At 60.7% G+C, this 25412-nt stretch carries 25 protein-coding genes; 7 read left to right on the top strand and 18 right to left on the bottom strand.

The genetic code is table 11. The features are described from left to right. The first annotated feature begins 30 nt into the window (after window positions 1-30). The gene (locus msub_RS10105; protein ID WP_048495904.1) at window positions 31-255 is read left to right on the top strand and encodes a hypothetical protein; all 225 of its coding nucleotides are present in this window, start codon (window positions 31-33) and stop codon (window positions 253-255) included. Between the two features lie 14 nt (window positions 256-269). Here the strand turns inward: msub_RS10105 and msub_RS10100 are convergent, their stop codons facing one another. From msub_RS10100 to msub_RS10085, 4 genes are all read right to left on the bottom strand, one after another. Continuing rightward, window positions 270-782: a DUF2244 domain-containing protein gene (locus msub_RS10100; RefSeq protein WP_048495903.1), complete on the bottom strand. Its 513-nt coding sequence runs from the start codon at window positions 780-782 to the stop codon at window positions 270-272. A 70-nt stretch (window positions 783-852) separates the two neighbouring features. Continuing rightward, entirely contained in the window at window positions 853-1644 is a 792-nt protein-coding gene (locus msub_RS10095; RefSeq protein WP_048495902.1) for a M48 family metallopeptidase, read from the bottom strand. 23 nt (window positions 1645-1667) lie between these two features. Further along, window positions 1668-2357 (bottom strand): response regulator, encoded by a 690-nt coding sequence (locus tag msub_RS10090; protein WP_048495901.1) that lies wholly within the window; start codon window positions 2355-2357, stop codon window positions 1668-1670. After that, on the bottom strand, window positions 2354-3973 hold the full coding sequence (locus tag msub_RS10085) for an ATP-binding protein (RefSeq protein WP_227506695.1): 1620 nt from the start codon (window positions 3971-3973) through the stop codon (window positions 2354-2356). Before msub_RS10085 ends, msub_RS10090 begins: the two co-directional genes overlap by 4 nt. A gap of 229 nt (window positions 3974-4202) precedes the next feature. Between msub_RS10085 and msub_RS10080 the strand changes: the two genes are divergently transcribed. The 4 genes from msub_RS10080 (at window position 4203) to msub_RS10065 (ending at window position 8007) form a co-directional block, all read left to right on the top strand. After that, window positions 4203-5180, top strand: a complete 978-nt coding sequence (locus msub_RS10080) for a Bug family tripartite tricarboxylate transporter substrate binding protein (RefSeq protein WP_048495899.1) — start codon at window positions 4203-4205, stop codon at window positions 5178-5180. Beyond that, window positions 5177-5623 (top strand): tripartite tricarboxylate transporter TctB family protein, encoded by a 447-nt coding sequence (locus msub_RS10075; protein ID WP_048495898.1) that lies wholly within the window; start codon window positions 5177-5179, stop codon window positions 5621-5623. The genes msub_RS10080 and msub_RS10075 overlap by 4 nt, the downstream gene beginning before the upstream one ends. Further along, entirely contained in the window at window positions 5623-7149 is a 1527-nt protein-coding gene (locus msub_RS10070) for a tripartite tricarboxylate transporter permease (protein ID WP_048495897.1), read from the top strand. Before msub_RS10075 ends, msub_RS10070 begins: the two co-directional genes overlap by 1 nt. Window positions 7150-7335: 186 nt before the next feature. Further along, complete coding sequence (locus msub_RS10065; RefSeq protein WP_048495896.1) at window positions 7336-8007, top strand: NAD(P)H-binding protein; 672 nt, start codon at window positions 7336-7338, stop codon at window positions 8005-8007. A 13-nt stretch (window positions 8008-8020) separates the two neighbouring features. On the opposite strand, the gene msub_RS10060 is transcribed toward msub_RS10065, so the two are convergent. From msub_RS10060 to msub_RS10050, 3 genes are all read right to left on the bottom strand, one after another. Next, window positions 8021-8641: a LysE family translocator gene (locus msub_RS10060; protein WP_048495895.1), complete on the bottom strand. Its 621-nt coding sequence runs from the start codon at window positions 8639-8641 to the stop codon at window positions 8021-8023. A 90-nt stretch (window positions 8642-8731) separates the two neighbouring features. Next, window positions 8732-10402 (bottom strand): GMC family oxidoreductase, encoded by a 1671-nt coding sequence (locus msub_RS10055; RefSeq protein ID WP_048495894.1) that lies wholly within the window; start codon window positions 10400-10402, stop codon window positions 8732-8734. Window positions 10403-10430: 28 nt separating this feature from the next. Continuing rightward, window positions 10431-11942, bottom strand: a complete 1512-nt coding sequence (locus msub_RS10050; protein ID WP_048495893.1) for a CoA-acylating methylmalonate-semialdehyde dehydrogenase — start codon at window positions 11940-11942, stop codon at window positions 10431-10433. 188 nt (window positions 11943-12130) lie between these two features. Between msub_RS10050 and msub_RS10045 the strand changes: the two genes are divergently transcribed. Beyond that, window positions 12131-13042: a LysR family transcriptional regulator gene (locus msub_RS10045; protein ID WP_048495892.1), complete on the top strand. Its 912-nt coding sequence runs from the start codon at window positions 12131-12133 to the stop codon at window positions 13040-13042. Here msub_RS10045 and msub_RS10040 read toward each other — a convergent pair. The 8 genes from msub_RS10040 to msub_RS10005 form a co-directional block, all read right to left on the bottom strand. Then, the gene (locus msub_RS10040; RefSeq protein ID WP_048495891.1) at window positions 13039-13824 is read right to left on the bottom strand and encodes a ZIP family metal transporter; all 786 of its coding nucleotides are present in this window, start codon (window positions 13822-13824) and stop codon (window positions 13039-13041) included. The two genes, msub_RS10045 and msub_RS10040, sit on opposite strands and share 4 nt — an antisense overlap. Window positions 13825-13891: 67 nt before the next feature. After that, entirely contained in the window at window positions 13892-14980 is a 1089-nt protein-coding gene (locus tag msub_RS10035) for an oxidoreductase (RefSeq protein ID WP_227506694.1), read from the bottom strand. A 238-nt stretch (window positions 14981-15218) separates the two neighbouring features. After that, on the bottom strand, window positions 15219-15497 hold the full coding sequence (locus msub_RS21800) for an alpha/beta fold hydrolase (protein WP_048495889.1): 279 nt from the start codon (window positions 15495-15497) through the stop codon (window positions 15219-15221). Between the two features lie 4 nt (window positions 15498-15501). Next, a complete protein-coding gene (locus msub_RS10025; protein ID WP_048495888.1) occupies window positions 15502-15957 on the bottom strand; it encodes a hypothetical protein in 456 nt (151 codons plus the stop codon). 45 nt (window positions 15958-16002) lie between these two features. Further along, the gene (locus msub_RS10020) at window positions 16003-16983 is read right to left on the bottom strand and encodes a c-type cytochrome (RefSeq protein ID WP_048495887.1); all 981 of its coding nucleotides are present in this window, start codon (window positions 16981-16983) and stop codon (window positions 16003-16005) included. 14 nt (window positions 16984-16997) lie between these two features. After that, window positions 16998-17654 (bottom strand): c-type cytochrome, encoded by a 657-nt coding sequence (locus msub_RS10015; protein WP_048495886.1) that lies wholly within the window; start codon window positions 17652-17654, stop codon window positions 16998-17000. 55 nt (window positions 17655-17709) lie between these two features. Beyond that, window positions 17710-19437: a L,D-transpeptidase family protein gene (locus tag msub_RS10010; protein WP_048495885.1), complete on the bottom strand. Its 1728-nt coding sequence runs from the start codon at window positions 19435-19437 to the stop codon at window positions 17710-17712. A gap of 325 nt (window positions 19438-19762) precedes the next feature. Continuing rightward, a complete protein-coding gene (locus tag msub_RS10005; RefSeq protein WP_048495884.1) occupies window positions 19763-21640 on the bottom strand; it encodes a methyl-accepting chemotaxis protein in 1878 nt (625 codons plus the stop codon). A gap of 86 nt (window positions 21641-21726) precedes the next feature. Between msub_RS10005 and msub_RS10000 the strand changes: the two genes are divergently transcribed. After that, the gene (locus msub_RS10000; protein WP_048495883.1) at window positions 21727-22494 is read left to right on the top strand and encodes a TSUP family transporter; all 768 of its coding nucleotides are present in this window, start codon (window positions 21727-21729) and stop codon (window positions 22492-22494) included. Between the two features lie 17 nt (window positions 22495-22511). Here the strand turns inward: msub_RS10000 and msub_RS09995 are convergent, their stop codons facing one another. From msub_RS09995 to msub_RS09985, 3 genes are all read right to left on the bottom strand, one after another. Continuing rightward, window positions 22512-23177, bottom strand: coding sequence for an AbiTii domain-containing protein (locus tag msub_RS09995; RefSeq protein ID WP_048495882.1), 666 nt, complete (start codon window positions 23175-23177; stop codon window positions 22512-22514). Window positions 23178-23399: 222 nt separating this feature from the next. Continuing rightward, entirely contained in the window at window positions 23400-24206 is an 807-nt protein-coding gene (locus msub_RS09990) for a DUF1338 domain-containing protein (protein ID WP_048495881.1), read from the bottom strand. Beyond that, entirely contained in the window at window positions 24196-25314 is a 1119-nt protein-coding gene (locus tag msub_RS09985; protein ID WP_048495880.1) for an arginine N-succinyltransferase, read from the bottom strand. Before msub_RS09985 ends, msub_RS09990 begins: the two co-directional genes overlap by 11 nt. Window positions 25315-25412: the final 98 nt, after the last annotated feature.

Genomic DNA, 25412 nt, shown 5'->3' with positions numbered 1-25412 from the left:
TCGCGCATCGACTGAACTGGAGAACCGACTATGGAAGATCCGAAAACGGTAGTGAAGCACGAACCACGCAAAAGCCTGATCATTCTGTTTGCGGCAGCCATCTACAGCATCATCATTGGTATCGTGGTGCTGATCGGGCTCGGAAGTGGGGATACCGACATGGCCGAGGGCGCCGGCTGGATCCTGGTAGCCTGTGGTGTTATCAGTCTGGTCTACTACGTTCTGGCCCGTAAGCAGACCCGCCCCCTGAAATAGCTTCCGGGCAAGCCTCAGAACCAGAGCCCGATCTGCGGATCGGGCTCTTTGCGTTCTATCGCCACGCCACGGGCTTCGAGAAGTTCGACGAGAATCGCAGTGTCGTCAATGTTGAGGAATTGTCCCAGTGGTACGCAGGTATCCCGATGGGTGAGCGCAAGCTTGGCCGGCGCAAAGGGGTGCGGTGGCGCATTCAGCCGGAGCCGGGCATAGGGTCTCGGCAGGGTCCACTCCGAGTGCTTCCGTCTCATGCCCTTCTCGATGTGAATGTCGGTCTCGTCAATGGTAAGCACTTCCCGACGCTGGCATTGCCGGGATGTCAGGTAGATGCCCGACGCCAGGGCAATCAGTTCCAGGCCGGCAAACGGCATGATCACCCAGGCCCCGGCGAGACTGAAACCCGTGGCAATGCCGGCAGAAATGGCAAACAGGCCAAGCCAGATCCGGAGGTTGCCGCGCCAGCTCATGGAATGGTTCGGGGTAAGCAGTAACCGGAGGCCGTCCGGGCAGGGTAAGTGCTCCACCATGGGCAGTGCCTCACTTCTTCTTTGGCCGCTGTTATTGATGATAGTCAATTTTACGCTGACTGCCTGGCAATCAGATCTGGCAGTTGGCTGGCTTTACCTGGCTGAACAGCTCATTGGCGGTGCTCATCCGACTTCTGAGTGACTCAATCCGGCTGTCGTGGTTGGGATGGGTGGAGAGAAACTCCATAGGCTGCGCACCTGACGCCTGCGCCATGTTCTGCCATAACCGGACACTCTGCTCTGGCGCAAATCCGGCCCGGGCCATGATCTTCAGGCCCATCAGGTCCGCTTCTTCCTCGTGGGCACGGCTGAAGGGCAGGGTAATGCCCAACTGAGCGCCAATACCCAGGGCCTGCTGGATCTGGTCTTCCGCGATTTCACCTTCTGTGAACAGGCCCACCAGCATCATGCCTGCTTCCAGGCCCAGTTGCTGGGTCAGCCGCTCGTTGCCGTGGCTTGCCAGTACGTGGGCGATTTCATGGCCGATGACAGCGGCCAGTTGCGCCTCGTTTTCAGCCACCCGAAGCAGTCCGGAGTGCACCCCGATTTTACCCCCCGGCAGGGCGAAGGCATTGGGCGTGGCGTTGTCGAACACGGCAACTTCCCAGGACTCCGGCATGGGGGCACTGGGGTACTGCGCTTCGGCGGCAGCCAGCAGTTCCCGGGTAATGCATTGTACCCTGCGGATGATATCCGGCCGGGTAATCACCGGGTTCTGTTGCTTCATCTGCACGAAGCCGTCCTGGCCCATATCGGCCATGACGGCATCAGGCACCAGGGCCAGCCGGTTTCGGCCGGTGGGTGACTCCTGGCAGCCGGTGAGCAGGGTGAGGGCCAGGAGACCGAGGATCAGTGACTTCAAGCGAGACTCCGGTATCTTCACGATTAGTGTGTGTTGGCACAGTATCGTCGTTCCGGCCGCCCGACACTACCGTAGGTGACTTCCGCCGACAGTTCGCCGGCGCCCACCAGATATTCCAGGTAACGGCGGGCGGTGGTGCGCGAGGCTCCGATGGCGCCGCCTACTTCCTCGGCACTGCGGTGGCTGCCGTCGGCCATCACTTCCCGGATCTTGTCCAGGGTCAGGCCATCAATGCCCTTGGGCAGGCGTGAGTCTGACCTTCGGCTGTCGTCCCCTGTATTTCTGGGGAGCAGGGCATCCACTTCCTTCTGGGCCACCTGCTGCAGGCCGGAGAGCCGCTCCAGGTGCTCCCGGTAGCGGGTCACGGCTTCCTGCAGGCGCTCGAAGACCAACGGCTTGAGGATGTAGTCGAACACACCGCCACGCAGAGCGCTGCGCAGGGTTTCGACTTCCTTGGCGGCGGTGATCAGGATGACATCACTGCCGCTGTCGGTGGCGCGCAGTTCCCGTAACAGCTCCAGGCCATTGCCGTCCGGAAAGTACACATCCAGCAGGATCAGGTCCGGTGCCAGCACATCAATCTGGTCCCTGGCATCGGCCAGGGTATGGGCGATGCCGCAGAGTTCGACCTGTTCCAGGCGCTCCACGAATCGCCGCTGAATCTCCGCAATTTTGCGGTCATCTTCGATGATCAGGAGTCGAATGGGAATCAACTGGGCGTCCTCGCTTCCGGCGTTTTGGGTAAGTATAGAGTAAAGCGGCTGCCGCCTGCGGACAGGTTTTCAACGGTGACCGAGCCCCCCCAGCGATTGAGGAACAGCCGGACGAGGTATAACCCGATACCGTGTTCATTGCCCTCCTTGCTGCTGAAGCCCTTCTCGAAGATTTTGTGCTGGGCTGCCTCGGGAATGCCGGGGCCCTGGTCTTCCACCTCGAAGATCAGTTCCTGCCCGAGATCGGTCATCGAGAGTTGCACCCGCCCCCCTTCGCCGGTGTGGGACCGGCTTGCTTCCAGCGCGTTGTCAATCAGGTTGCCAAGCGCACTGACCAGCTGGTCCCGGGGCAGCCGTTCGGGAATGTCGGCCATCTGGCTGTCAGGGTCGATGTCCAGGTGCAGGCCCATCTCTCGGGCCCGGTTGTATTTGCCCAGCAGGCATCCTGCAACCACCGGATCTGGCACGGCGTCCAGCAACAGGTGAATCAGTGCCTGGTGGTCGCTTACTTCGCTGCCAATCAGTGCCAGTGCTTCATCAGTGGCGCCAATCTGGATCAGGCCGGCAATGGTGTGCAGTTTGTTGGAGTACTCATGGGTCTGGCTGCGCAGGGTGTCCGCGTATTGCTGGATGCGGGTGAGCTGGCGGCTGACCTGGTCGACCTCATCCCGCAGCCGGAAGCTGGCCACGACGCCGATGATGTCGCTGCCTTCACGAACCGGGAGCCGGTTCACGATCATCTGCCGGCCCCGCAGCCACACCTCCCGGTCGAAATCCGGAGTGCCGGATGTCAGCACCGACAGCAGGTCACTTTCCGGCAGAACAGAGAGGATGGGTTGCCCGGCCAGGGGCGTTTCCGGGTCCAGCCCCAGGGTGTCCAGGGCGGTCCGGTTGACCGTGGTGATCAGCCCCTCGCGGTTAATGGCAATAATGCCCTCGCGCACCGACTGCAAGGTAGCGTCCCGCTCCTGGAACAGCCGGGCGATTTCTTCCGGCTCGAGGCCAAAAATGGCGCGCTTGAACCGGCCGGCAATCACGATGGCGGCGACGATGCTGATCATCAGCATTACGCTGATCACACCGTAGAGTACAAAATTGTAGCGTTCGATGGTCGCTTCAACCTGGGCCAGGCTGTAGCCCACCGACACGATGCCGATGATCTCGCCGGTGGCTGGCACCACCACTGGCGCCTTGCCTCGCATGGACTCACCCAGGCTGCCCAGGGCCCTGGCGACATACGCCTGGCCGTGGACCAGAGCCTTGCGGCCATAATCGCCGTCGTCGTCGGCCATGGAGTGACCCAGCCGGGCCGGGTCGGGGTGTGCGAGGCGGATGGCATTGTGATCACCGATCACGATGAACAGCGCCTCATTGGTTTCCGCCAGCCGGGCGGCCAGTTTGTTCAGGCCGGCCACATCGCGGCTCTGGATGCCGGAAATGACAGCCGGTGTGGCGGCCACCGTCTTGGCCACCATCAGGGCCCGCTGGCCGATCTCGTCGTACAGGGATTCACTCAGGTAGTAACCGGCAAACACGCCAATGAGGATCGTCTGCAAAGTTCCGACGAGCCCGAGGGTGAGAATCATCCGGGTTTTAAGCTTGGTCTTTCTGAGCACGGCACGGACTGCTGGTGTTGTTGTCGTTTGCTGCACAGGGTAAAGCACACCGGCAATGATTGCCCGTGAACTTTATGCACAAAACGGTCATTAGGTTCTTTAAAGGCGATACGCCCACAAACTTCAAGATTACGCCCGCCTGCTTTTAATCTGGTTGCGAGTCGCCCCATCGGCCTTGCCAACAGGCCTGCCTCGGGAGCGAACACAACAACAAGCATGAGGTAACACAATGTTGATCAAACGTACCCTGTCTTTTGTGGCGGCGGCCGCCGTCAGTATGTCTGCCCTGGCCTGGGAGCCAACCGGGAAAGTTGAATGTATCGCACCGTCTGATCCTGGCGGCGGCTGGGACTTTACCTGCCGGAGCGCGGGCAATGTGATGCAGGAGCTTGGCCTGGTTGATGGTAGCGTGCAAACCGTCAATATGGCCGGCGCCGGCGGCGGTGTTGCCTACGCCCACACCGTGAGCAAACGGGCCGAAGAGAATGAATTGCTGGTTGCGGCCTCCACCGCCACCACCACCCGCCTGGCCCAGAAACAGTTCCCGGGCATGAACGCCGATATGGTGACCTGGGTGGGCGCGCTGGGTGCCGATTATGGCGTCATCGCCGTAGGCAAGGATTCTGAATACAAGAACCTCAAAGACCTGATGGCGGCCGTCAGTGCCGACCCCCGGTCGGTCAAGTTTGCCGGTGGCAGTGCCCGGGGTGGCTGGGATCACCTGAAGGTGCTGATTACCGCCAAAGCCGCTGGCGTAGATGATCTGCCGCGCATTCCCTATCTGTCCTACAACAACGGTGGCGAGGCCATGACCCAGGTGGTCGGCGGCCAGGTCGATGCCTTTACCGGGGATATTTCGGAAGCCACCGGCTTCATGGAGTCCGGCGACTTGCGAGTGCTGGCTGTTCTCGCCGAAGAGCGCCTGCCCGGCAAGTTCAGTGATATTCCGACAGCCCAGGAGCAGGGTATCGATTCCGTTGGTCCGAACTGGCGCGGCTTCTACATGCCCAAGGGCGCTGATGAGGCGGCCAAGGAGTACTGGGTCAATGCCATCGACACCCTGTACGCCAGCGAAGAGTGGAAGAAGGTCATGAAAAGCAATGGCCTGATTCCATTCCATCCGCCTGCGGACAAGTTTGGCGAGTTTGTCCACAAGCAGGTTCAGGAAATTGAGCAACTGTCCCGTGATATCGGATTGCTGAAATGACAGGTGCTGGTGATCGAATCCTCGGCCTGGGCCTTTTGGTCCTCGCCGTGGCCTATGGCTGGGCCGCCCAACAGTGGCCCGAGCCGTTCGGCGGTGCCGAAGGGGTTGGCCCGGAAACCTTCCCGACCATCCTTTCGGTAGTGCTGGTGGCGGGCAGCCTGTACTTGATGATCAAGCCGGATCCGGACGCGCACTGGCCGGTGGGCAAATCCCTCCTGGAGCTGATGATTTCGCTGGTGGTACTGGTGGTGTACACCCTGCTGCTGGAGCCCCTGGGATTCGTGATTTCCACCACCCTGGCGGTGGGTACCCTCAGCTGGCGCATGGGTGGTTCGCCGCTGCGGGCCTTTCTGACCGGTCTGATCAGTGCCGTTGTGGTGTTCCTGCTGTTTAATTACGGCCTGGATCTGAGTCTGCCCGGCGGCCTGCTGGAGGTGAACTGATGGAAACCCTTGGCTTTCTGATGGATGGGTTTGCCGTTGCGCTGACCCCCTACAACCTGATGTACGCGCTGTTCGGCGCCTTTGTGGGCACCCTGATTGGCTGTTTGCCGGGCCTGGGCCCGGCCAACGGTGTTGCCATCATGATTCCGCTGGCATTCACCCTGGGTTTACCGCCGGAAACCGCGATGATCCTGCTGACCTCGGTGTATGCCGGTGCCATGTACGGCGGGCGGATTTCCTCGATCCTGTTGAACATCCCGGGTGATGAGCCGGCCATGATGACCTGCCTGGATGGCTATCCGATGGCGCAGCAAGGCCGGGCGGCGGATGCCCTGGCCATTTCCGCCGTGGCGTCGTTCACTGGTGGCCTGATCGGTACCATCGGCCTGATCATGCTGGCCCCGATACTGGCGAAATTTGCCCTGACGTTCGGCCCGGCGGAGTACTTTGCGCTGTTCATGCTGGCGTTTGCGACCCTTGGTGGTATCACCGGTAAAAACCCCATGAAAACGGTGATTGCAGCGACCCTGGGCATCATGATCTCCACCGTCGGTATTGATATCGCAACCGGTACCCAGCGCTACACCTTCGGTATTCTGGAGCTGTACGAGGGCATTGACTTCATCCTGGCCATCGTCGGCCTGTTCGCCATCTCCGAACTGCTGTTCTTTGTTGAGGCCCGCATGGGCGGCGGCCGCAAAAAGATGATCGTGGGCAAGCTGACCTTGAGCTTCCGGGAACTGGTCAGCACCATTCCGACTCAATTGCGGGGCGGCGTTCTTGGCTTTATTGCCGGTGTTCTGCCTGGCGCCGGCGCCTCTCTGGGCAGTTTTATCGCTTACACCCTGGAGAAGCAGGTGGTAGGCCGGAAAGGCAATTTTGGCAAAGGTGATATCCGTGGCGTGGTAGCGCCAGAGGCGGGTAACAATGGCGCTTCATCCGGTGCGCTGGTGCCCATGCTCACCCTGGGTGTGCCGGGCAGTGGCACCACCGCCGTGCTGCTGGCGATGCTGATCTCCCTGAACGTGACGCCGGGCCCGCTGATGTTCACCCAGAACGCCGATATAGTCTGGGGCGTGATCGCCGCGCTGCTGATTGGCAACGTGCTGCTGCTGGTGCTGAATATCCCGATGGTGGGTATTTTCGTCAGGCTGCTATCGATACCGCCCATGTACCTGCTGCCCATCGTAACCATGGTGGCGTTCGTGGGGGTTTACTCGATCAGTCACAGCACCTTTGATCTTTACTTCATGGTGGCCTTTGGTGTGGCTGGCTACTTCCTGCGCAAGCTGGACATTCCCCTGGTGCCGATCATTCTCGGCCTTCTGCTAGGCCCGGAAATGGAGAAAAACCTCGGTCATGCGCTGATTATCTCCGACGGTGACTGGATGGTGCTGTGGTCCAGCCCGCTGGCGATCGGGTTCTGGCTGGTAGCCGGCCTTGGCCTGGTACTGCCTGCACTGGTGGGGCCGATTCTGCGCCGGCGCATGCAGGCGGCCATGAAGGAGGGCCCGGTCAGCGACTGACGCGGCCTGAATTGCTCCCATCTGACGATCTGTTGTCAGTTTTTGCACCGGGCCCTGCCCGGTGTTTTTTTTGCCCGGCCGGTAGCTCAGCTCCCACCGTCCGACCCTGAACGTCCGCGGAACGACGCGCCTGTTGCCGCGGGTCTTTGATAGGATGGGGACTGGTTTGCCAGGGGAGAGGTTGCTATGAACGTGATGCTATTGGGTGCTACGGGGCTTACCGGTGGCAAGGTGCTGGAAGGTTTGCTGGCCAAAGACGAGGTTTCCCGCGTGGTTGCGCTGGTCCGCCATCAATTGCCGACCCTGCACGAGAAACTGGAGCAGCATGAAATCGACTTTGGCCGGATGGCGGATCATGCGGATCTGTTCAAGGTGGATGTGATTGTCTGCTGCCTTGGAACGACCATCAACAAGGCCGGCTCCCAGTCCGCATTCCGAGAGGCGGACCTGGGCTATCCCCTGAAAGCGGCGGAACTTGGCAGGTCGCAGGGGGCGAGGGCGTTTATTCTGATGTCGGCCATCGGCGCCTCGTCGTCTTCAACCATTTTTTACAACCGGGTGAAAGGGGAGCTTGAGGATGCGGTGCGCGAGCTCGGCTACCCATACCTCGCCATTTACCACCCCAGCCTGCTACTGGGTGATCGCAGGGAGCAGCGTCGCGCGGAGGCCCTGGGCATCAAGGCCATGCCGCTGATCAACCGGGCGCTGATCGGGCCCCTGGAAAAATACCGGGGCATCGAGGCCGCGACGGTGGCCCGAGCGATGGTCAATGAAGTCTGCAGCCTGGCCGCGGAGCCGGTTGCCGAGCGGGTGGACCAGACCCGCGAATACCACGATATTGTCTCACTGGCCGGCTGACAGGGCGGCCCCGTTATTTACCGTTCAGAATGCCCGACACCATGCGCCCGGCCAGCCCCACCAGAATGGCGCCAAAAATGCGTTCGAACCAGACCGCTTTCTGCCGGAGCAGTGCCAGCCATTTCGGGTTGGAGAACAGCCAGGCGACGATCAGATACCAGCTGGTGTCGATGACCAGTGCCGTGGCGGCATAACCGAACTTGCCGAGCAAACTGGTGTCGGTGCCGACCACCTGGCTGAACAGGGCCAGAAAAAACACCGCGATTTTCGGGTTGAAGAAGGCAATGAGAAAACCATCCCGGGCGGCGCTTCGGGTGGTTGGCGGCTCGGGCAGGTCGTCGTTGGTCTGCTGCCTTGCCATCAGCCCCCTGACACCCAGCCAGGCCAGATAGAGTGCACCACCCCACTGCAGGATCGAGAAGGCGGTGGGAGAGGCGGTGATGATTGCCGCCAGCCCAAGTATGCTCAGAAACGCATAGATACCGACCCCGACTCCGTGGCACAGGGCTGTCACCACACCGTTGCGACGCCCGCCCGTCAGGGTCTGTTTCAGTACCAGTGCCAGCGAGGGCCCGGGTGACATGGCGCCCAGAATGCAGATGGTTACCACGGTCAGCCAGGTGGCGAGTGTCATGGCGGATCAGTCCTTTGTCAGTGAATCAGGCTGCCAATTCTAGCAGCCTGATCTCACGCAAAAACCTGGAAACTGCAACCAGTTCAGTTACTAATCACCGGCCAGGATCCAGCGGGCGGCTTTCTCGGCAATCATCAGGGTGGGGGAGTTGGTGTTGCCGCTGGTGATGGTGGGCATTACGCCGGCATCGACCACTCGCAGGCCGGCGATACCCCGAACCCGCAGGTGTGGATCGACCACGGCCATGCCATCCTCAGGGCGCCCCATGCGGGTGGTGCCCACCGGGTGAAAAATGGTGGTGCCGATATCGCCCGCCAGTTTGGCCAGCTCATCGTCGGTCTGATACTGCAGGCCCGGTTTGAACTCCTCGGGCTGATACTGCATGAACGTCGGCTGCCCGGCGATGCGCCGGGTGACTCGCAGTGAATCGGCCGCCACCTTCCGGTCTTCGGGGGTGCTCAGGTAGTTCGGGGCAATTGCCGGGGCCTGTTTTGGATCCTTGCTGCGAATGCGTACCGTGCCCCGGCTGGTGGGGTTCAGGTTGCAGACGCTGGCCGTGATGGCGGGGAAATCGTGCAATGGCTGGCCGAAGGCGTCGAGACTCAGGGGTTGCACGTGGTATTCAATGTTGGCGTGTTTGTACTCCTCGGAGCTGCGAGTGAACAGGCACAACTGGGAAGGCGCCATGCTCATGGGCCCGGAACGGGTGAGCAGGTACTCCAGGCCGATGCGGGCCTTGCCAATCAGCGAATTGGCCATGGTGTTCAGGGTGGTGACACCCTTCACCTTGTACACCGAGCGGATCTGCAGGTGATCCTGCAGGTTCTCACCGACGCCGGGCAGATCGGCAACCACCTTAATGCCATGTTCGTTGAGCAGCCCGGCCGGGCCAATACCCGACAACTGCAGCAGCTGCGGCGAGCCAATGGCGCCGGCGGAGAGAATGACTTCCCGCGTCGCGCGGGCGATGACCTCGCCTTCTCCGGGTCGCTCTACGCGGACACCGGTGCATCGGGGGACGGCTCCGGAGGTTTCGGTTTCCAGGCGCATTACATGAGTGGAGTGCCAGAGGGTAAGGTTGAGGCGTTTTTCCGCGCTCCGAAGAAAGGCCTTGGAGGTGTTCCAGCGCCAGCCGGCGCGCTGATTCACCTCAAAATAGTCGACACCCTCGTTATCACCCCGATTGAAATCCCGGGTCCGGGGAATGCCGGCTTCAACGCAGGCGGTGGCGAAGTCTTCCAGTACTTTCCATTTCAGACGCTGGTGCTCCACGCGCCATTCGCCGCCATGGCCATGATAGTTGTGATGATCCGGGTCGGCATCGCCGCCCTCATCCAGCCGGTAGTGGTCCTCGTGGCGCATGAAGTCGGGCAGGCAGTTATCCCAGGCCCATGCATCTTCCCCGGTGATGCTTGCCCACTGATTGTAGTCCCGCGCCTGGCCGCGAATGTAGAGCATGCCGTTGATGCTGGAGCAGCCGCCCAGGGTCTTGCCCCTCGGATAGATCAGCGAACGGCCGTTGAGGCCGGGCGCCGGCTCGGTGCGGAAGCGCCAGTCGGTGCGCGGGTTGTCAATGCAGTACAGGTAGCCGACGGGGATGTGGATCCAGTGGTAGTTGTCCCTGCCGCCCGCCTCGATCAGCAGTACCCGGTTGGCCGGATCGGCGCTCAGGCGGTTGGCAAGCAGGCAGCCCGCGGTGCCGGCGCCGATCACGATGTAATCGAATTCCTGGTGTCCCTGTGCGCTTTTGTTGTCGGACATGGCCTGTTCTCCACAGCTGGTTCCGTCGTTACTTGGCAGTTGGCATGACAAACTCGGCACCGGCGTCGATGGAATCGGACCAGCGCTGCATGATGGATTTCTGGCGCGTGTAGAACTTCACCCCTTCCTCGCCGTACGCGTGGGTGTCGCCAAACATCGAGCGCTTCCAGCCGCCAAAACCGTGCCACGCCATGGGTACCGGAATGGGTACGTTAATTCCGACCATGCCCACCTGAATGCGGCGGCCGAATTCCCGGGCCACGTTGCCGCTCTCGGTGAAGCAGCTGACGCCATTGCCGAACTCATGCTCATTGATCAGCCGAATGGCGGTGGCGATATCCGGCACCCGTACGCAGACCAGCACCGGGCCGAAGATCTCTTCTCTATAGATGGTCATTTCAGGGGTTACGTGGTCGAACAGCGAGCCGCCCATCCAGAAGCCCTGCTGGCAGCCTTCGCCGGTGCCTGATGCATCGAACTCCCGACCATCAACCACCAGTTCAGCGCCTTCTGCCACCCCCTTGTCAATGTAGCCGGTAATGCGCTGGTGTGCGGCGCCCGTGACAATCGGGCCCATCTCGGCGTCGAGTTGCTCGCCGTTTTTCACTTTCAGGGCCCGGGCCCGTTCCGCCAGCCGGGGCATGATTTCGTCCGCTACATCGCCTACCAGCACCGCTACGCTGATAGCCATGCAGCGTTCGCCGGCGCTGCCGTAGGCGGCGCCGATCAGGGCGTCTACCGCTTTATCCAGATCGGCGTCGGGCATCACGACCATATGGTTCTTGGCGCCGCCCAGAGCCTGGATTCGCTTGCCGTGCCTGGCGCCTTTCTCGTACAGCAGGTTGGCAATCGGCGTAGAGCCGACAAAACTCAGGGCCTGGACATCCGGATGCTCGATCAGGGCGTTCACGGCCTCCTTGTCACCCTGCACAACGTTGAACACGCCATCCGGCAGCCCGGCCTGTTTCAGGAGGTCGGCGATCATCAGGGAGGCACTCGGGTCCAGCGGACTGGGCTTCAGGACAAAGGTATTGCCGGCGGCAATGGCCACCGGGAACATCCACATGGGCACCATGACCGGAAAGTTGAACGGCGTGACGCCGGCGACCACGCCCAACGGCTGACGAGTGGTCCAGTTATCAATACCGGTGCTCACCTGCTCGGTGTAATCGCCTTTCAGCAACTGGGGAATGCCGCAGGCAAACTCGACAATGTCGATGCCCCGGGCTACTTCGCCCTGGGCATCGGTGAACACCTTGCCGTGTTCGGCGGTGATCGCCCGGGCCAGATCATCCTTGTGTTTGTTGAGTAGTTCCAGAAACTTGAACATCACGCGGGCGCGGCGGATCGGTGGTGTGTCCGCCCAGGCCGGGAAGGCGGCATCGGCGGCGGCCACCGCGGCGTCGACATTGGCACGGTTGGCGAGGGCTACCTGGCCGGTTACCTGGCCGGTTGCCGGGTTAAACACATCCTGAGCCTGGCCGGAGGTGCCCTGAGATATTTCGCCATTGATATAATGCAGGATGGTTGCGTTGGTCATAAGTGCCTCGATAGTTTCCGTGTGAACCCTTTGGGATGCGCCGATTATTAGTATTTTGAGACGCCTTTGGGATTTTCATCGATCATGGATTGAACAGGCTAGGGTGATTCAGGGGCCAAAGCAATTGAGATTTCCAAATTCGTAATATAAGTTTAACTTATATCATATCGACGCAGATGAGGCGGTTCATGTTCCCACTTCAGAGCCTTCGGGCGTTCGTTACGGTTGCCCGTGAGGGCAGTGTGTCCCGGGCGGCGCAGCGTCTCCACCTGACCCAGCCGGCCGTCAGCCTGAAACTCAAGCAACTGCAGGATGAGCTGGATCTGAAACTGTTCCTGCGCAAGCCCCAGGGCCTGGTGCTGACACCCGACGGTCAGGCCCTGTTGCCTTCGGCCGAAAAGGCGCTGGCAACGCTTGCGGCCTTTGAGCAGAGCGCCCGGGCACTGCACAGCACCCTCCGGGGGCGGTTGAGAATTGGCACCATTGTGGACCCTGAATTCATTCGCCTGGGCGCCTTTTTGCACCGGCTGGTGGAGCGGGCGCCGCAACTGGAAACGGAGCTTCGGCAGGGGATGAGTGGCAGCGTGCTGGAGCAGGTCCGCGATGGCCGGCTGGATGTCGGATTCTTTCTGGCCCCGCCCGGTGTGGGCCCCGGGGCCCTGGCACCTGAGGTGGCGCACCGGGAGCTCACCCGGTTTCACTATTACGTGGTCGCACCGGCCGGCTGGGGGCCACGGATTGCTTCGGCGGATTGGCCCGGGCTGGCTGCCATGCCCTGGATTGTTACGCCGGAGGATTCGGTGCACCACCGGTTGCTCAAGGTTGTCCTGGAACCGCTGGGGCTGACACCACACGGGGTCGCCCAGGTCGATCAGGAAGCCTGCATGCTGGACCTGGTTCGCGCCGGGGTTGGCCTGAGCCTCGCCCGGGATGCCCTGGCCATGACGGAGCGCCAGGAGCGCGGCCTGGTGATTGCCGAAGGGGTGCAGTTGCCCTGTGCACTGAGCTTTATCTGGCACCGGGACCGGCAGGAGGAGCCGCTGATTGCGGAGGCCCTGGAGGTGCTGGCCGGAGTCTGGAGCCTGGCTGCCGCAGCCTAGCCAAGAGTGGCATCCAGAAACATCATGACTGCAAACCCGCCCAGCAGGCAGAAGGTGGACATGATCTTCCACTGCCGGTGGTGGGTTTCCGGAATGATTTCGTTGCTGATGATAAACAGCATGGCGCCGGCCGCGAAGCCGAGCGTCCAGGGCATCAGGGGTTCGGCCAGCCAGACCAGGGTGGCACCAAAGGCGCCGCCCAAGGGCTCGGCGAGGCCGGTCAGCAGGGCAATGCCAAAGGCCCTGGGCCGGGAGTAATCGATGGCCAGCAGGGAAAAGGCCACGGCCAGGCCCTCGGGGATATTCTGCAGGCCGATGCCCATGGCAAGCACATACCCGTTGTTGATATCGCCGCCCGCAAAACCGACGCCAACCGCCATTCCCTCGGGGAAGTTGTGTAGCGTTATGGCGATAATGAACAGCCAGATTCCGCGGATATAGGAGACATCTGCTCCCTCCCGGCCCAGCTCGAAATGCTGGTGCGGGAGCTTCTGATGCACGAAGAGCAGGGCCGTGGCACCAGACAGCAAGCCGAAGATCACAATGAGCGCCGCGCTCCACGACTGCCCGGTGATCTTTTCGCCGTATTCAAGCCCTGGTAACAGCAGGGAAAAGAAGGAGGCCGCCAGCATTACGCCGGCGGCCGCGGCCAGCATGCCATCCCGGAGCCGGTGACTGACGGAACGTACCAGGAAAATCGCCAGGGCACCGACACCCGTGGCCAGGCCGGCGAACAGGCTGGCCAGGGTGCCCAGCCAGACAATACCGATGTCAGACGTCATTCATGCTCCTGTTGGCTTGTAGCTTCAGCATAGCAGCGGGCACTGACTTCGGTTATGACTGGGCTGATCAGGCGGCGTTCTGCCTGCGCCAGGCCAGTTCGTTACCGATGGTGGCCTTGGGCTGCAGCATGGCGAAGTCGATGTCCGCTATTTCCTTGCCATCCTTCAGTCGCTGGACAAAGTCCGGATTGGCGAGGGCCTTCTTACCCACTGCCAGCAGGGCGCCCGGGAACTGGTTGGCGACATCCTGGTAGTTGGTTTCATCGATGTTGCCGTTGATGATCAGCTCAATGCCCTCAACGGCCGCCGCGACACTGGCCAGGCTCTGATCGCCGTCGGTAAAGTGGTGCCGGTTGACGTCGCCATCGGTGGTATGGACGAAATCGGCCCCGGCATCGCGTACCGCCTCGACGATCTGGCGGAATCCGGCTGCGCCTTCGGGGAGCTGGTAGTCGGGATCGGTTACCGTACCCTGCGAGAGCCGGATGCCGACCGGGTAGTCTGCACCCACCGCCTTGCGTACCGCACGGACCACCTTTGTCACCAGTCGCAGGCGGTTCTCCAGTGCGCCACCGTAGTTGTCGTCCCGCGTGTTGAAATGGGTGCTCAGGAACTGGTTGAGCAGGTAACCGTTGGCACCGTGAATCTCGATACCGTCAAAACCGGCGGCCCTGGCATTGGCAGCAGACTGCGCGAAGCCATCAACCGCCGCTTTAATATCGGCCTCGGTCATTGCTTCCGGCGTTTGCCATTGTGTCTGGTCGCCGTAAAAGCCCAGCGGAGCGCCTTTGGGCATTACCGCGCTCGGACCCATTGGCTGATCGGTGTAATGGTTGGCCTGGAACTGGGCCCCCGCATGCATCAGCTGAACCATGAACTTGCTGCCAGCGGCATGCACACGGTCAACGATGGTTTTCCAGCCGGCTATCTGGGCTTCGTTGATGATGCCAGGCTGGTTGGCATAACCCTGGCTGGCCTTGTCGTCGGTGTAGGTGCCTTCGGTGATCAACAGGCCGAATCCGCCTTTGGCATAGCCTTCGTAATGGTCGGCCATCAGGCTGTTGGGTGTGCCGTCGGGTTCTGCGCTGGTGCGTGTCATGGGGGCCAGGGCGAACCGGTTAGGTAGCTCGATGGATTTGAATTTGTTGGATTGCATCACGTCGCTCATAGATACCCTCACGTGTCAGTGAATTGTTGGGCATCTACTATCCGGCCAAGGTGCGCTTACTTAAAGCGAAGAATATCGACTCAGCCTGTCAGGATTTTTGAACGATTGTTCTGGTCAGGAGGATTGTCCGATGACATGGCCCGACGGCCGCTCAGGCCGGGCCCGACCCGGGAGCCGCCGCTGGACCAGCCGAGATGGCAAAAGCGCGGCAGGTTCAGGGCATCGATCAGCTGTCGAATGTCGTCTGGGTATTCCAGCAGGGTCTGCCGCTCCCGGTAATCCGACCGTCCGATCCCGGGCGATCCGGCGTGATGACGCGGAACCCGTGGCGCTGCGCCTGGGCGTGGAGAAACTGGCCCTCCAGCCGGCATCCGGGCATGCCGTGTCCGAATTGCAGTGGATGCCCGAGAGAGTCGCCCAGGTCGGTATAGGCCAGTTGGCGGCCATCGTGAAGCCGGAGGTGATGGTCATGGTTGCCGGGGGAGGTGGCGGAATCGGGGGGCACTGGCCTAATCCGTTTTGTACGTGGGATAGAGGGACCTGGCCAGGGTTGGCTCGCAACCCGTCACGCCACGGGCCTGCCTGTGCGCGTGCAGATACCAGCGCTGTCCGCCGGAAGGGAAGGTGTTGGTCTGTATCTCAAACGGGGCAGTGCTCACCGTGGCGGGAATCGGCGTGCCATCGGCATGGCGGTAGACACAGGTGGTCTGCAGGCGCAGCGCCGTGGCCACCGGCAGCTCGATGAAGCCACCCTGCCTGACCACGGGCTTCTCGCCGTTAACTGAGATAATCTTCAGGCACGGGCCAAAATGGATCCTGTCCTGTTCTTCAAGGTATTCACTCAGGCAGTGCTGTGCGCTGAGCAGGATTCGGTCCGCGGGAATATTGCCCTCCGTCCCGGAGGGCCATAGCTGGCAGCCGTTTAGCAGAAGCAGTGCAAAAAGGAAAGGCAGTACCCGTGGCATAAAATCTCCTGAACCTTGCCTTCCTGTTACCTGCCCGTTGTGACCTTATTCGAACGTTCGGGGCCGCAAAACATCCGGTTTGAGGAAAGGCTTGTCGCCAGTATTGTCGTGATCGCCCAGTAAATCACCGTTTACTACTGTTCCATAGTTCGTGTGTTTGTGGAAGTTCAGATATTTCTCACGGGTCTCCTTCACATTACCGGTGTAGCGCGGGTCCTGTGGTCGTTCCTGGGAGTTGATGAAGTTGGCAACCTGCCAGGCCTCGTCATCGGTTAGCGAGCCCGGTTTCCCGAGCGGCATGTTGTTCTTGATGAACGAGGCCGCCGTGAAGATCCGGGTCATACCGGCGCCCCAGTTGTAGGAGCCGTTGCCCCACAAGGGCGGGAAGACAACCGCGCCATCCTTTTTCTGTCCCTGGCCGTTCTCGCCGTGGCATACCGCGCAGTTTTCCAGATAAACCTCTTTGCCCCGCTGGTAGCTCAGCTCAGGTTTTTCCCGGCCCAGATGACTGAACCCGCGGCCACCAATATTCTTTTCATACACCGGCGCACCCGTGGCAAGCCATTTATGATACGCCACCATGGCCAGCATATCGTCGCTGCCATAGGGTGGCGGCTTCCCGTTCATGGAGAACGCGAAGCAGCCGGCAATGCGTTCTTCCAGGGAATTTACATGCTGGTTCTTGCCCCGGAAATCCGGCAGGGTCGTTGCCGCCGGCCAGACCGGCCCCGACCAGTTCATGCGCCCCTCACCCATGTGGCAGGATTTGCAGTTCAGGTCATTGAACACGTATTTGCCGCGAAGCTGCTGGGTGTTCATGAACATGTCCCGGCCCTTGAGGATGACCTTTTTGAGTTCCGGGTGAATGTTCTCATTCGCGATCAGGTCCTGCACCGTGGGCGCCTGGTGAACGTACTGGCCTTCCTTGAAAGCCGGCAGATCAACCGGAACCTCCGGTTCGGCGCGTGCCAACGTAATGGCCACCAGCAGGCCGGCGAGCAGGGAAATCGTGTGCTTGAGTGTCATGGCTCTGCCTCCTGTTATTCAGCGGTTGCACTCTGGCTGCCCAGATAAGCGGCCACGGCATCAATCTGTTCGTCGGTCAACCGCTCTGCGACTGCCGTCATCAGCTTGTTCGGATCGTTGTTCCGCTGGTTGTTTTTCCAGGCATTGATCTGGGACCGGATGTAATTCGGGTGTTGCCCGGCAATGGCCGGAAAGGTTGCACCGACACCGCGGTTGCCGGGGCCATGGCAGGAAGAACACGGAGGAATGTAGTTGCCCCAGTCACCCTGGTTGGCAAGCTTTTCGCCCAGTGCCAGCACATCCTCACTGACCGTTGCAGGCGTTGAGGTTTGTGGAACGGGCATGGCAGCGTAATACGCCGCCAGATCGCGTATCTGCTGTGCGTCGAAGTTGTTGATATTGGGCTGCATTACCGGGTTTATCCGCTTTCCGGCGTTGTAGTCCAGCATCTGCTTGGCCAGGTACCCGGAATCAAGGCCCGCCAGGCGAGGGAAGCCGGCGGCGTTGTTGCCGGACCCATCGGCGCCGTGGCACGCCGCACAGGGGGCACCAGTGCCATCACCCTGGGCTGCCAGTTGTGCGCCCTTTTCTGGGTCGCCGCCGGCAGCGTTGACTCCGGTCGCCAGGCCGATAAGGGCGCCAGCAAGAATCCATTGGGAGAGGATTGTCATTGTTCGCCTCCAATAATAAACAAAAGAAATTAGGATATTCCTTTTGGCAATATTGTCAATCCAGCTTTGGTGGATCACTCCTTTTGGCAGTGGAAGGAAGTATTGGAGCGTTTTCGGAGGCAGTAACCGGCGTCAGATGTTGGCCTTCACCGGATGCCGGTTGTCGGAGTTGCTGGATCAGCCGGGTATCGCGGTTGTAGATGTCATTCCGGAACTGCAGGCGGCCTTCGGCGTCTATCCAAGAGGTCCAGTACTGGATATGCACCGGCACGGGTGCTGGCAATACCACGGTTTGCGATTCTGCTGTCGCCACCAGGCTGTCGATTCGCTGGCGCGGCCAATCCCGCGCACTCGCCAGCAGCCGCTCCGCCAGATCGAACGGTTGTTCGACCCGGATACAGCCGGAACTGAAGGAACGCGCGGCCCGGGCAAAGAGGCCGCGCCCCGGCGTATCGTGTAGGTAGACGTCGTACTGGTTGGGGAACATGAACTTCACTTGCCCCAGCGCATTCTTCGGGCCGGGCTCCTGAACCAGTTGGTAAGGGAAGTTATTCCGGTTCAGTGATTGCCAGTCGATGGTCGCCGGATCGACTTTTTCCCGGTCTGCTCCCCACCCGCGATAAACGCTGATATTGAGGCGTGAGAGGTATTCTGGATCGTGGATAATCTGAGGTAGCTGGTCCTGGATCATCAGCTTGCGCGGAACCGTCCAGCTGGGATTGAATACCAGGTAACGGATTCGGTCGCTGAACACCGGGGTCTGCCGGAAAGGTTGCCCGACAATCACCCGCTTGCGCAGCACCTCCTCGCCGTTTTTCACCATTTTCAGTTCGTAGCCGGCGATGTTGACCAGGACATAGGTGTCGCCCAGGGATTCGGGCAACCAGCGCCAGCGCTCAAGGGTGGCATCAATCTGGCGCAGGCGCTCGACGGGCATCAGATCCAGGGCCCGGAAGGTGTCGCGCCCGATCAGGCCGTCGGGTTCCAGCCCGTGACGCGCCTGGAACCGCGCAATTGCCTGCTCCAGGGGGGCGTCATACCGCAGGGGATCGCCGGAGCTATCCGGTTGAGGGGGCAGGTCACCCAGCGCTTCAAGCCGGTTGCGAACCTCGGGCAACCTGTCATCCCTGGCACCGGGGCGGATTGTCGGCTGCCAATCCAGAGGCAGCCATAACTGTCCCAGCAGGGCAGTCAGGCCCCGCCGTGCGGTCATCAGCCTGCGGTAGGCAGGGTCGGCCGGCCGCAGGCCATCCAGGGCCCCGGTAATGTCTTCGCGGGCCAGGGCGTCAGCGAGAACGGATTCCATGGCCTTGTGGCGCCGGTTCGCTGTCCATTCCGCATGAATCGTTTGCGGGTTGACCTTGCCCTCGAGCATGTGGGAGCTGAGCATCAGGAAGGCATCGGAGAACAGCAGGTCCAGATCAGCCCTGAGTTCGGGGGTGAAGTCGCTCATGGGTCGCAATGCTAGTTCCGACAGGATGCCTGCGTGATAGTCCGCGGGATTCAGCCCGTCATCGCTGGCGTGCTCTACCGCGCTGATCAACTGGCGCCGGAGTTCGGGCGACTGCCAGGCGGGCTCATAGGCCCTGGCGCTGTAGAACGCGGACAAGGCCTTGTCTGCCATGAGCCGGTCGCCAAGGGTCTTTACCGGAAAGCCGGCATTAAGGGATTCGATTCGCTCAACGATGGCTTCTTCCGCTGCCGAGCAGAGCGGCAGCCAGAGGGTGGCGACCAGTGCCGCCATGATCGGTGCCGTAACGCAAAACCGGCGGGTTCCATGCATGTGTTTTCTCCGCCTCGTCCATGGGCAATGGTGGTTTAAGAGGATTGATTTGAAAACTGACGTTACCAAAGTCCCATTTGTTCCCCGCCGGGCCTGCGGAACAGGTCGCGGAGCAGGGGCTCCTCCTCATGGGGTAAACGTAGCATAAACCAGTTGGCGAGGCTGGCGGGTAATTTTCTGGTCCCGCTCGAGGGGCTGGTAGGCGTGGGTGGGACGGGCGAAACAACAGATGCAGCATGTTCCCACCCCAGATTAAATGTACTGTACCGGGTACCCTAACGCCGCAGCCAGTGCGGTACAGCCAGAGGTTTCGCCTTCTGGCCGGTTACAGCCGGAAGCCCTGGGAGGCCTGGGTCAGGGCCGCCACCTGGGAAGATAGCCGGTCAATGTGAGCGTTGAGCTTCTGGCGAATATCCGAGGTTTCCCGGGTGTGGCCATGGATCTGCTCGACTTTCTGGGCAATTTCCTCGGTGGTGGTCGATATGCCCTCGACGGACGAAACCACCTGGTTCATGTCGCCGGCCAGTTGCCGGATCGAGCCGGTAATCTGCTCGATGGAGTTCGCCGCCTCCTTCGAGCTGCCCTCTCCCTCACCGGCGGACTCCAGGCCTTCCTTCATCAGTCTGGTAATGGCGGAAGTTTCACGATTGAGAGACTCCACGATTTCGGCAATGCCATTGGTGGCGGAGACTGTTTTTTCCGCCAGGGACCGGACTTCGTCCGCGACCACGGAAAAGCCGCGCCCGGCCTCACCGGCACGGGCCGCCTCAATGGCGGCATTCAGGGCAAGCAGATTGGTCTGTTCGGCGAGGCCGTTGATGACACCGACGATGGAGTTGACCTTTTCACCGGTTTTGCTCAACTGGCCAACCTGGTCGTGGGTTCTCTGGATCCGCTCGGCCAGCTCGCTCATGGTTGTGGCGCTGCGCCGGACGATGTCGGCGCCGGAATGGGCCGCGTCGTTGGCGTTTTGTACGGCGTCGTTAACCGACTGGGTATACCTGGCAATGTCCACGGCGGTGTGGGAAATTTCCTGAACGGCGGTGGCGGTTTGTTCGGTCTCATCTTCCACCTGCTCACCGTTGCGCCCCATCTGATCCACCAGGGTGTCCAGTTCAACCTGCAGGCTGGAGAGTGTCCGGTTGCCTTCAACCACCTGGCCAATCACGCGGGACACATCGTCCAGCATCGTGTTGGCCGCCTGTCCCAGCCGGTTGAACTCATCGTTGGGATTTTTGCCGGGTTCGAGCCGTTGGCTCAGATCGCCACCCGCGACCCTGGTGAGCAGATTAACCGCATCATTGAGTCGCTTTACCAGGGTTCTGGAGGCCGCCGTCAGTGTGATGATCAGGATGATCAGAACCACGGCCGAAGTTGCGATGATCAGCCAGGTGGAGGATGCTCGCGCTTCCTCGGCACGCTGGCTGGTGGTGACGATAAGCTCGGTTCGAAGCAGGTTGTTCTGCTCGCTGATCAGGCTGCGAATGCTGGCGCCGGTGTCGGCCAGTTGGCTTTCGAGGGCAGACAGCGAGGCAATCAGCTTTTCCGCCCGGCCAAAGGCATCGGAGAAGGCCTGCACGGATTTGCCAATGTCGATTTCCTGCCATTCCATATCCCGAACCGTGGCCTGCATGCGCTCTATGGCTTCGCGGGTGGCCTGGGCGTAGGAGGCGCCAAACGTAGCAAGGTAATCCCGGTAATTTGACGCGATAATATTGATGTCGTCGTTGAAGATCGAGATGCTGATCTTCCGCAGGCCTTCATCGATGGCCGTGGACATTGTTGCCCGTAAACCGTCGTCCGGGGTCAGCCCCAGTTGCCGGTTGAGGGCCAGCCATTCGGAACGAAGTCGGGTATACTCGGCGACCTGATCGCGCACCTGCTTGGCGATACCGGCGATGGCCTCATCAGGCAGGGCGGTGGCCGACTCACTCAGCGCCAGAGACTGGGCACCCAGAGACTCGAGCTGGGCCTGATAGCTTGCCACCTGATCGGGCGTCAGGCTCTCGCTCAATCGCTCAAGGGCGAGCCAGTCGTTCAGCAGCGAAAGAGACGCGGATTCATAGGCCCGGGCCTTTCCCCGGGCCTCATAGGCCTCCGACACTTTGCCGAGTCCGCTCAGGGACGCCATGGTGGCAATCGCCAACCCGATCAGCGTGGCAACAATCAACAGCATGAACTTCTGTTTCCAGGACAGGGCCATTAACATTCTCCGTTTATTTTTCTTTGCAAAGACCAGAGATTAGAACAATTTCGTAAAGAACCGGTCCATTTTTTTACAGGATTTCCATGTCAGACCTCGCAAACTATCAATACCTGCTGATTGCCCTGATTTTTGTCTGGAGCGGTTTTGTCCGGTCAGGCCTCGGGTTTGGCGGTGCGGTCCTGTCGCTGCCGTTTCTTCTGCTGGTTCTCGATAAGCCTCTGGTGTTTCTTCCGATTATTGCGGTTCACCTGCTGGTGTTTTCTTCTCTGACAATCTGGATGAACAACCGGACCCGGTCTGGAGAATCCCCCGGCGTCAGCACCGTTGACTGGAAGTACCTCTCGCGGATCCTCGGGATCATGATCGTACCCAAGCTGATTGGCGTATTCGGCCTGATCACCCTGCCGTCCGACGTCCTCAGTGCCATTATTTTCGTGATTGTCGCGCTTTACTCGGTGTCCTACATCATTAACCGGCCGTTCCGTAGCGGCAGCAAAACCGTTGATACGATATTCCTGATGGCAGGGGGCTATATCAGTGGTACCTCCCTGATCGGCGCGCCGTTGATCATCGCGGTCGCCGCGCAGCACCTGCCCAAGGAGAAACTTCGGGATACGCTGTTCGCGCTCTGGTTTATTCTGGTGCTGATCAAGATGGGCGCCTTTATCTGGGCGGGCGTGGATCTCCAGCTCATTCACCATCTCTGGCTGCTGCCGTGTGCGGCCGTGGGTCATGTTATCGGGCTCTATGCCCACGACCGCATTCTCCGGGCCGAGACACCGGTCTTTTTCCGTGTGCTGGGGACGGTGCTGCTGGTGGTGAGCGGCGTTGGTATTGTCAGCGTGCTGTAAGGTGCCGGGGGCAGGCCTTAGCCTGCGCGCCCGAACACCCGTTCGAAGAATCCAACCTCGCGAACGTCCGGAATCGGCAATGCGCCCACCTCTTCCATGGCCCGGCGCCAGAACGTCTCGGGGTCATCCAGTTGCGCCACTTTCGCCCGCTCCTCCGGGCTGTAGTGGTTGTGTTCGCCGGCCAGGCCTGCGGCTATGAGCTCCTGGGTCCAGAGATAGATGGAGGCCCGGACAATTCGCAGCAGGCGGCAGTAGACGTCCCGGCTGAGATTGATCGCCAGTTCGGCCGTCAGGTTGATCTGCTTCTGCAAAACAGCCATGTCTTCCTTGGCCAGCAGAACCCGATTGCCGCTGCCCTTCTTGCAGTTCAGGCAGATCTTTTCGAGGCTTTTTACGCCTTCGGGAAGGTCCATATAGCCAAACTCCTCCTTCTGCTGATCGTCCATTGGCGCAGGGATCCAGCCATACTGGGGTGACTTGGCAACGATATGTCCGTGCAACTGGCGGCGATAGGGCGGGGCGGCCTCCAGATCCTGATAGCCATCAAATTCGGTTCGCAGCCAGGCCGCCATCTTCCGGTGGCGCAGCATCATGGCGAGGGTAATGGCCGTCGGCATGATCTCTTCAAGCAGCTCGGCGGAATCCCGCGTCCGCTCGTCGAGGTGGTTAACGGATGTGGACATTTTTCCTCCTCAACAACGGGGTCCCTGATCCTCCGCCCGTTGTCCGTTTTATTGTTTTGGCGTTCGAGGGCTGTGTCAGTCACCGCCCGTGACTAAAAAGTAGTCAGATAATGCGGTGGTCACCGTTGTAAAAAAGTTACCGGCTTGTAACGGCTGGTAAGCAGAGCTCAGACCGTCGGGGAACCGGCAGTGTCAATGGCTCCCAGCCGGGTTCTGGCAGGGTCAGGATCCGGCGTTGGTGCTCTCAAAAATCTTGTCTGCCGAGGCCGCTACAAATCCTGTGTATAGCACACCGTCGGGTTTGGCATAGCGCAGCGCGAACTCGTAAAAGCAGCTCGGGATCGTCACGGTCTTGTCGGTAAAGACGACCGGTACCCGGTCTGCCATGGTTGACGACTGCTCCAGCAGCTCTTCCGGAGAGCCCTTCACTTCCCCGCCTGATGCATTCACGGTGTAGCCATGGTCTTTCAGCAACTGGTTGATGTCCGGTACCGTGCGGAAATGTTCCAGATGGTTGATGCTGACCGTGAAGTGGTTGGCCCGGTAGCCCCAGGCGGCCATCCAGGCAGCGTACTCACTCTCTTCGAGGAGTTCCCGGTAGGTAGCGTAATCAATGGCCCAGTGGCTGCCGGAGTACAGGAAATCATCGGCTGTCACCGCGTCGGGACTGACCTGGGCAATCAGCTTCGACACCGTTGCCTGCAACGAAGGCGAGCACTGCTCAACAAGCAGCTCTGAAATAAATACTTTGGGGAGGTTTCCCGAAGGGTGCTCATAATGCCGGGCATAGAGTTTCTTCGCCTCGAAATGGTACTCGCCACCTTGCTGGTAACCCAGGCTCAAAAAGTGCTCAGCCAGGGCCTCCAGCCGCACCGGGTCCAGATTGAAGGTGCGAAGTGCTATGTGGTCGTTGATGATGGCCTGGCCTTCCTCGGCCCCCAGGATTTTGTGGATGCGTTCGGCAGAGGGCGTCACCTGCCGGTAGGAATCCCAGAGCCGGGCAAAAAGGGTGTCCGGGTCAGAATGCATAGCGAATCTCCTCGTGGGCCAGCGGTTGGCTGGCCTGTTGTCCGATGTCTGCCTGCTGGCGGCTTCCGGCCAGGGGAAGGTAGCTGGCCAGGCTGCCGGCGTCCAGGCCCAGATTTTCCGCTAACCGGGCGGGCACCATCAGGCAGTCGCCGGACCGGTGAACCTGGTCGGTTACCGTTGCCCGGAAGCCGGAGCAGCCGGCGTTGGCAAGAATGGCCGGCATGGCATCAGGGCCTTCAATGTTTTCCCGGAGTTTCTCCCCTCCCGCCTGGAGCTCAATTTTGCCCATGTGAGTATTGCGCACGCTGGCGATCTCCGCCTTCGGGCATTCCAGGGTCGGCCCACCATCCAGCAGATCGACAAAGCCACGATGCCGGAAGCCTTCGCGTTCCAGCATGTGCCGGGCCGGGCGGGTGTCTTCATGAACCTGGCCGATAACCGCCCGGGCTTCAGGGTTCATGTGTTGAGTATAGAACGGCGTGGCGGGAATGAATTCCTCAACAAAGCCGGCGTGTGCAGAGCAGGCAAGTTGCGTGGCCGAGGCAAAGTCCAGGTCGGCAACGTGGTGCTTCAGCCAGTTCCAGAACGGCGAATGGCCGGCCTGGTCCGAGACGCCCCGCATTTCGGCAATCACGGTGTCGGAGAACCGCCCAGGGTGCAGGGCCATGAACAGGAAACGCACCCGGGAAAGAAGCTTGCCGGCATTGGCCCGACGAAACCCGGGCCGCAGGTAAAGGGAACAGATTTCAGTGCAGCCGGTGTAGTGCTGGCACCGGGTCAGGCTCTCGTCTGCGTGCTTCATCCGGGGGCCACGGGCGTGAGGAATGATCGTGTTGCGGCGAAAATGAATGAGCGGTCGCTTCAGGCCGGCGGCAGCGTCAATCCCGGTGGTGCCGAGGATCTCACCGGTCATGCTGTCTTCCAGCACAAAAAGGTAGTGCTCGTCGCCGGGTGTTGTGACGGTTCTGCCAAAGCTCGATACCGAATGGTCAATTTTCCGGGCAAGGGCATCCCGGTCTGGCAGCAGGGAGGTAAACCCGGGGCCGGATTCAACGGCGATGGCGTACAGGGGGTCGAGATCACGGGAGGTGATGGGTCGGATAATCATGGCCGGCATCCTGAGCATTGTTTGGGCCCAGTATGAGTTCAGAGAACGACAAAGTGCAGCTTCAAAATGAGTGATATGATCTACAATCAAGTCAAAAT

Origin of the sequence: Marinobacter subterrani (assembly GCF_001045555.1) — a bacterium.
GTDB classification, from domain to species: Bacteria; Pseudomonadota; Gammaproteobacteria; order Pseudomonadales; family Oleiphilaceae; genus Marinobacter; species Marinobacter subterrani.
Note: the sequence above shows the minus strand (reverse complement) of the source record. Positions and strands in the feature narration are given on the sequence as shown.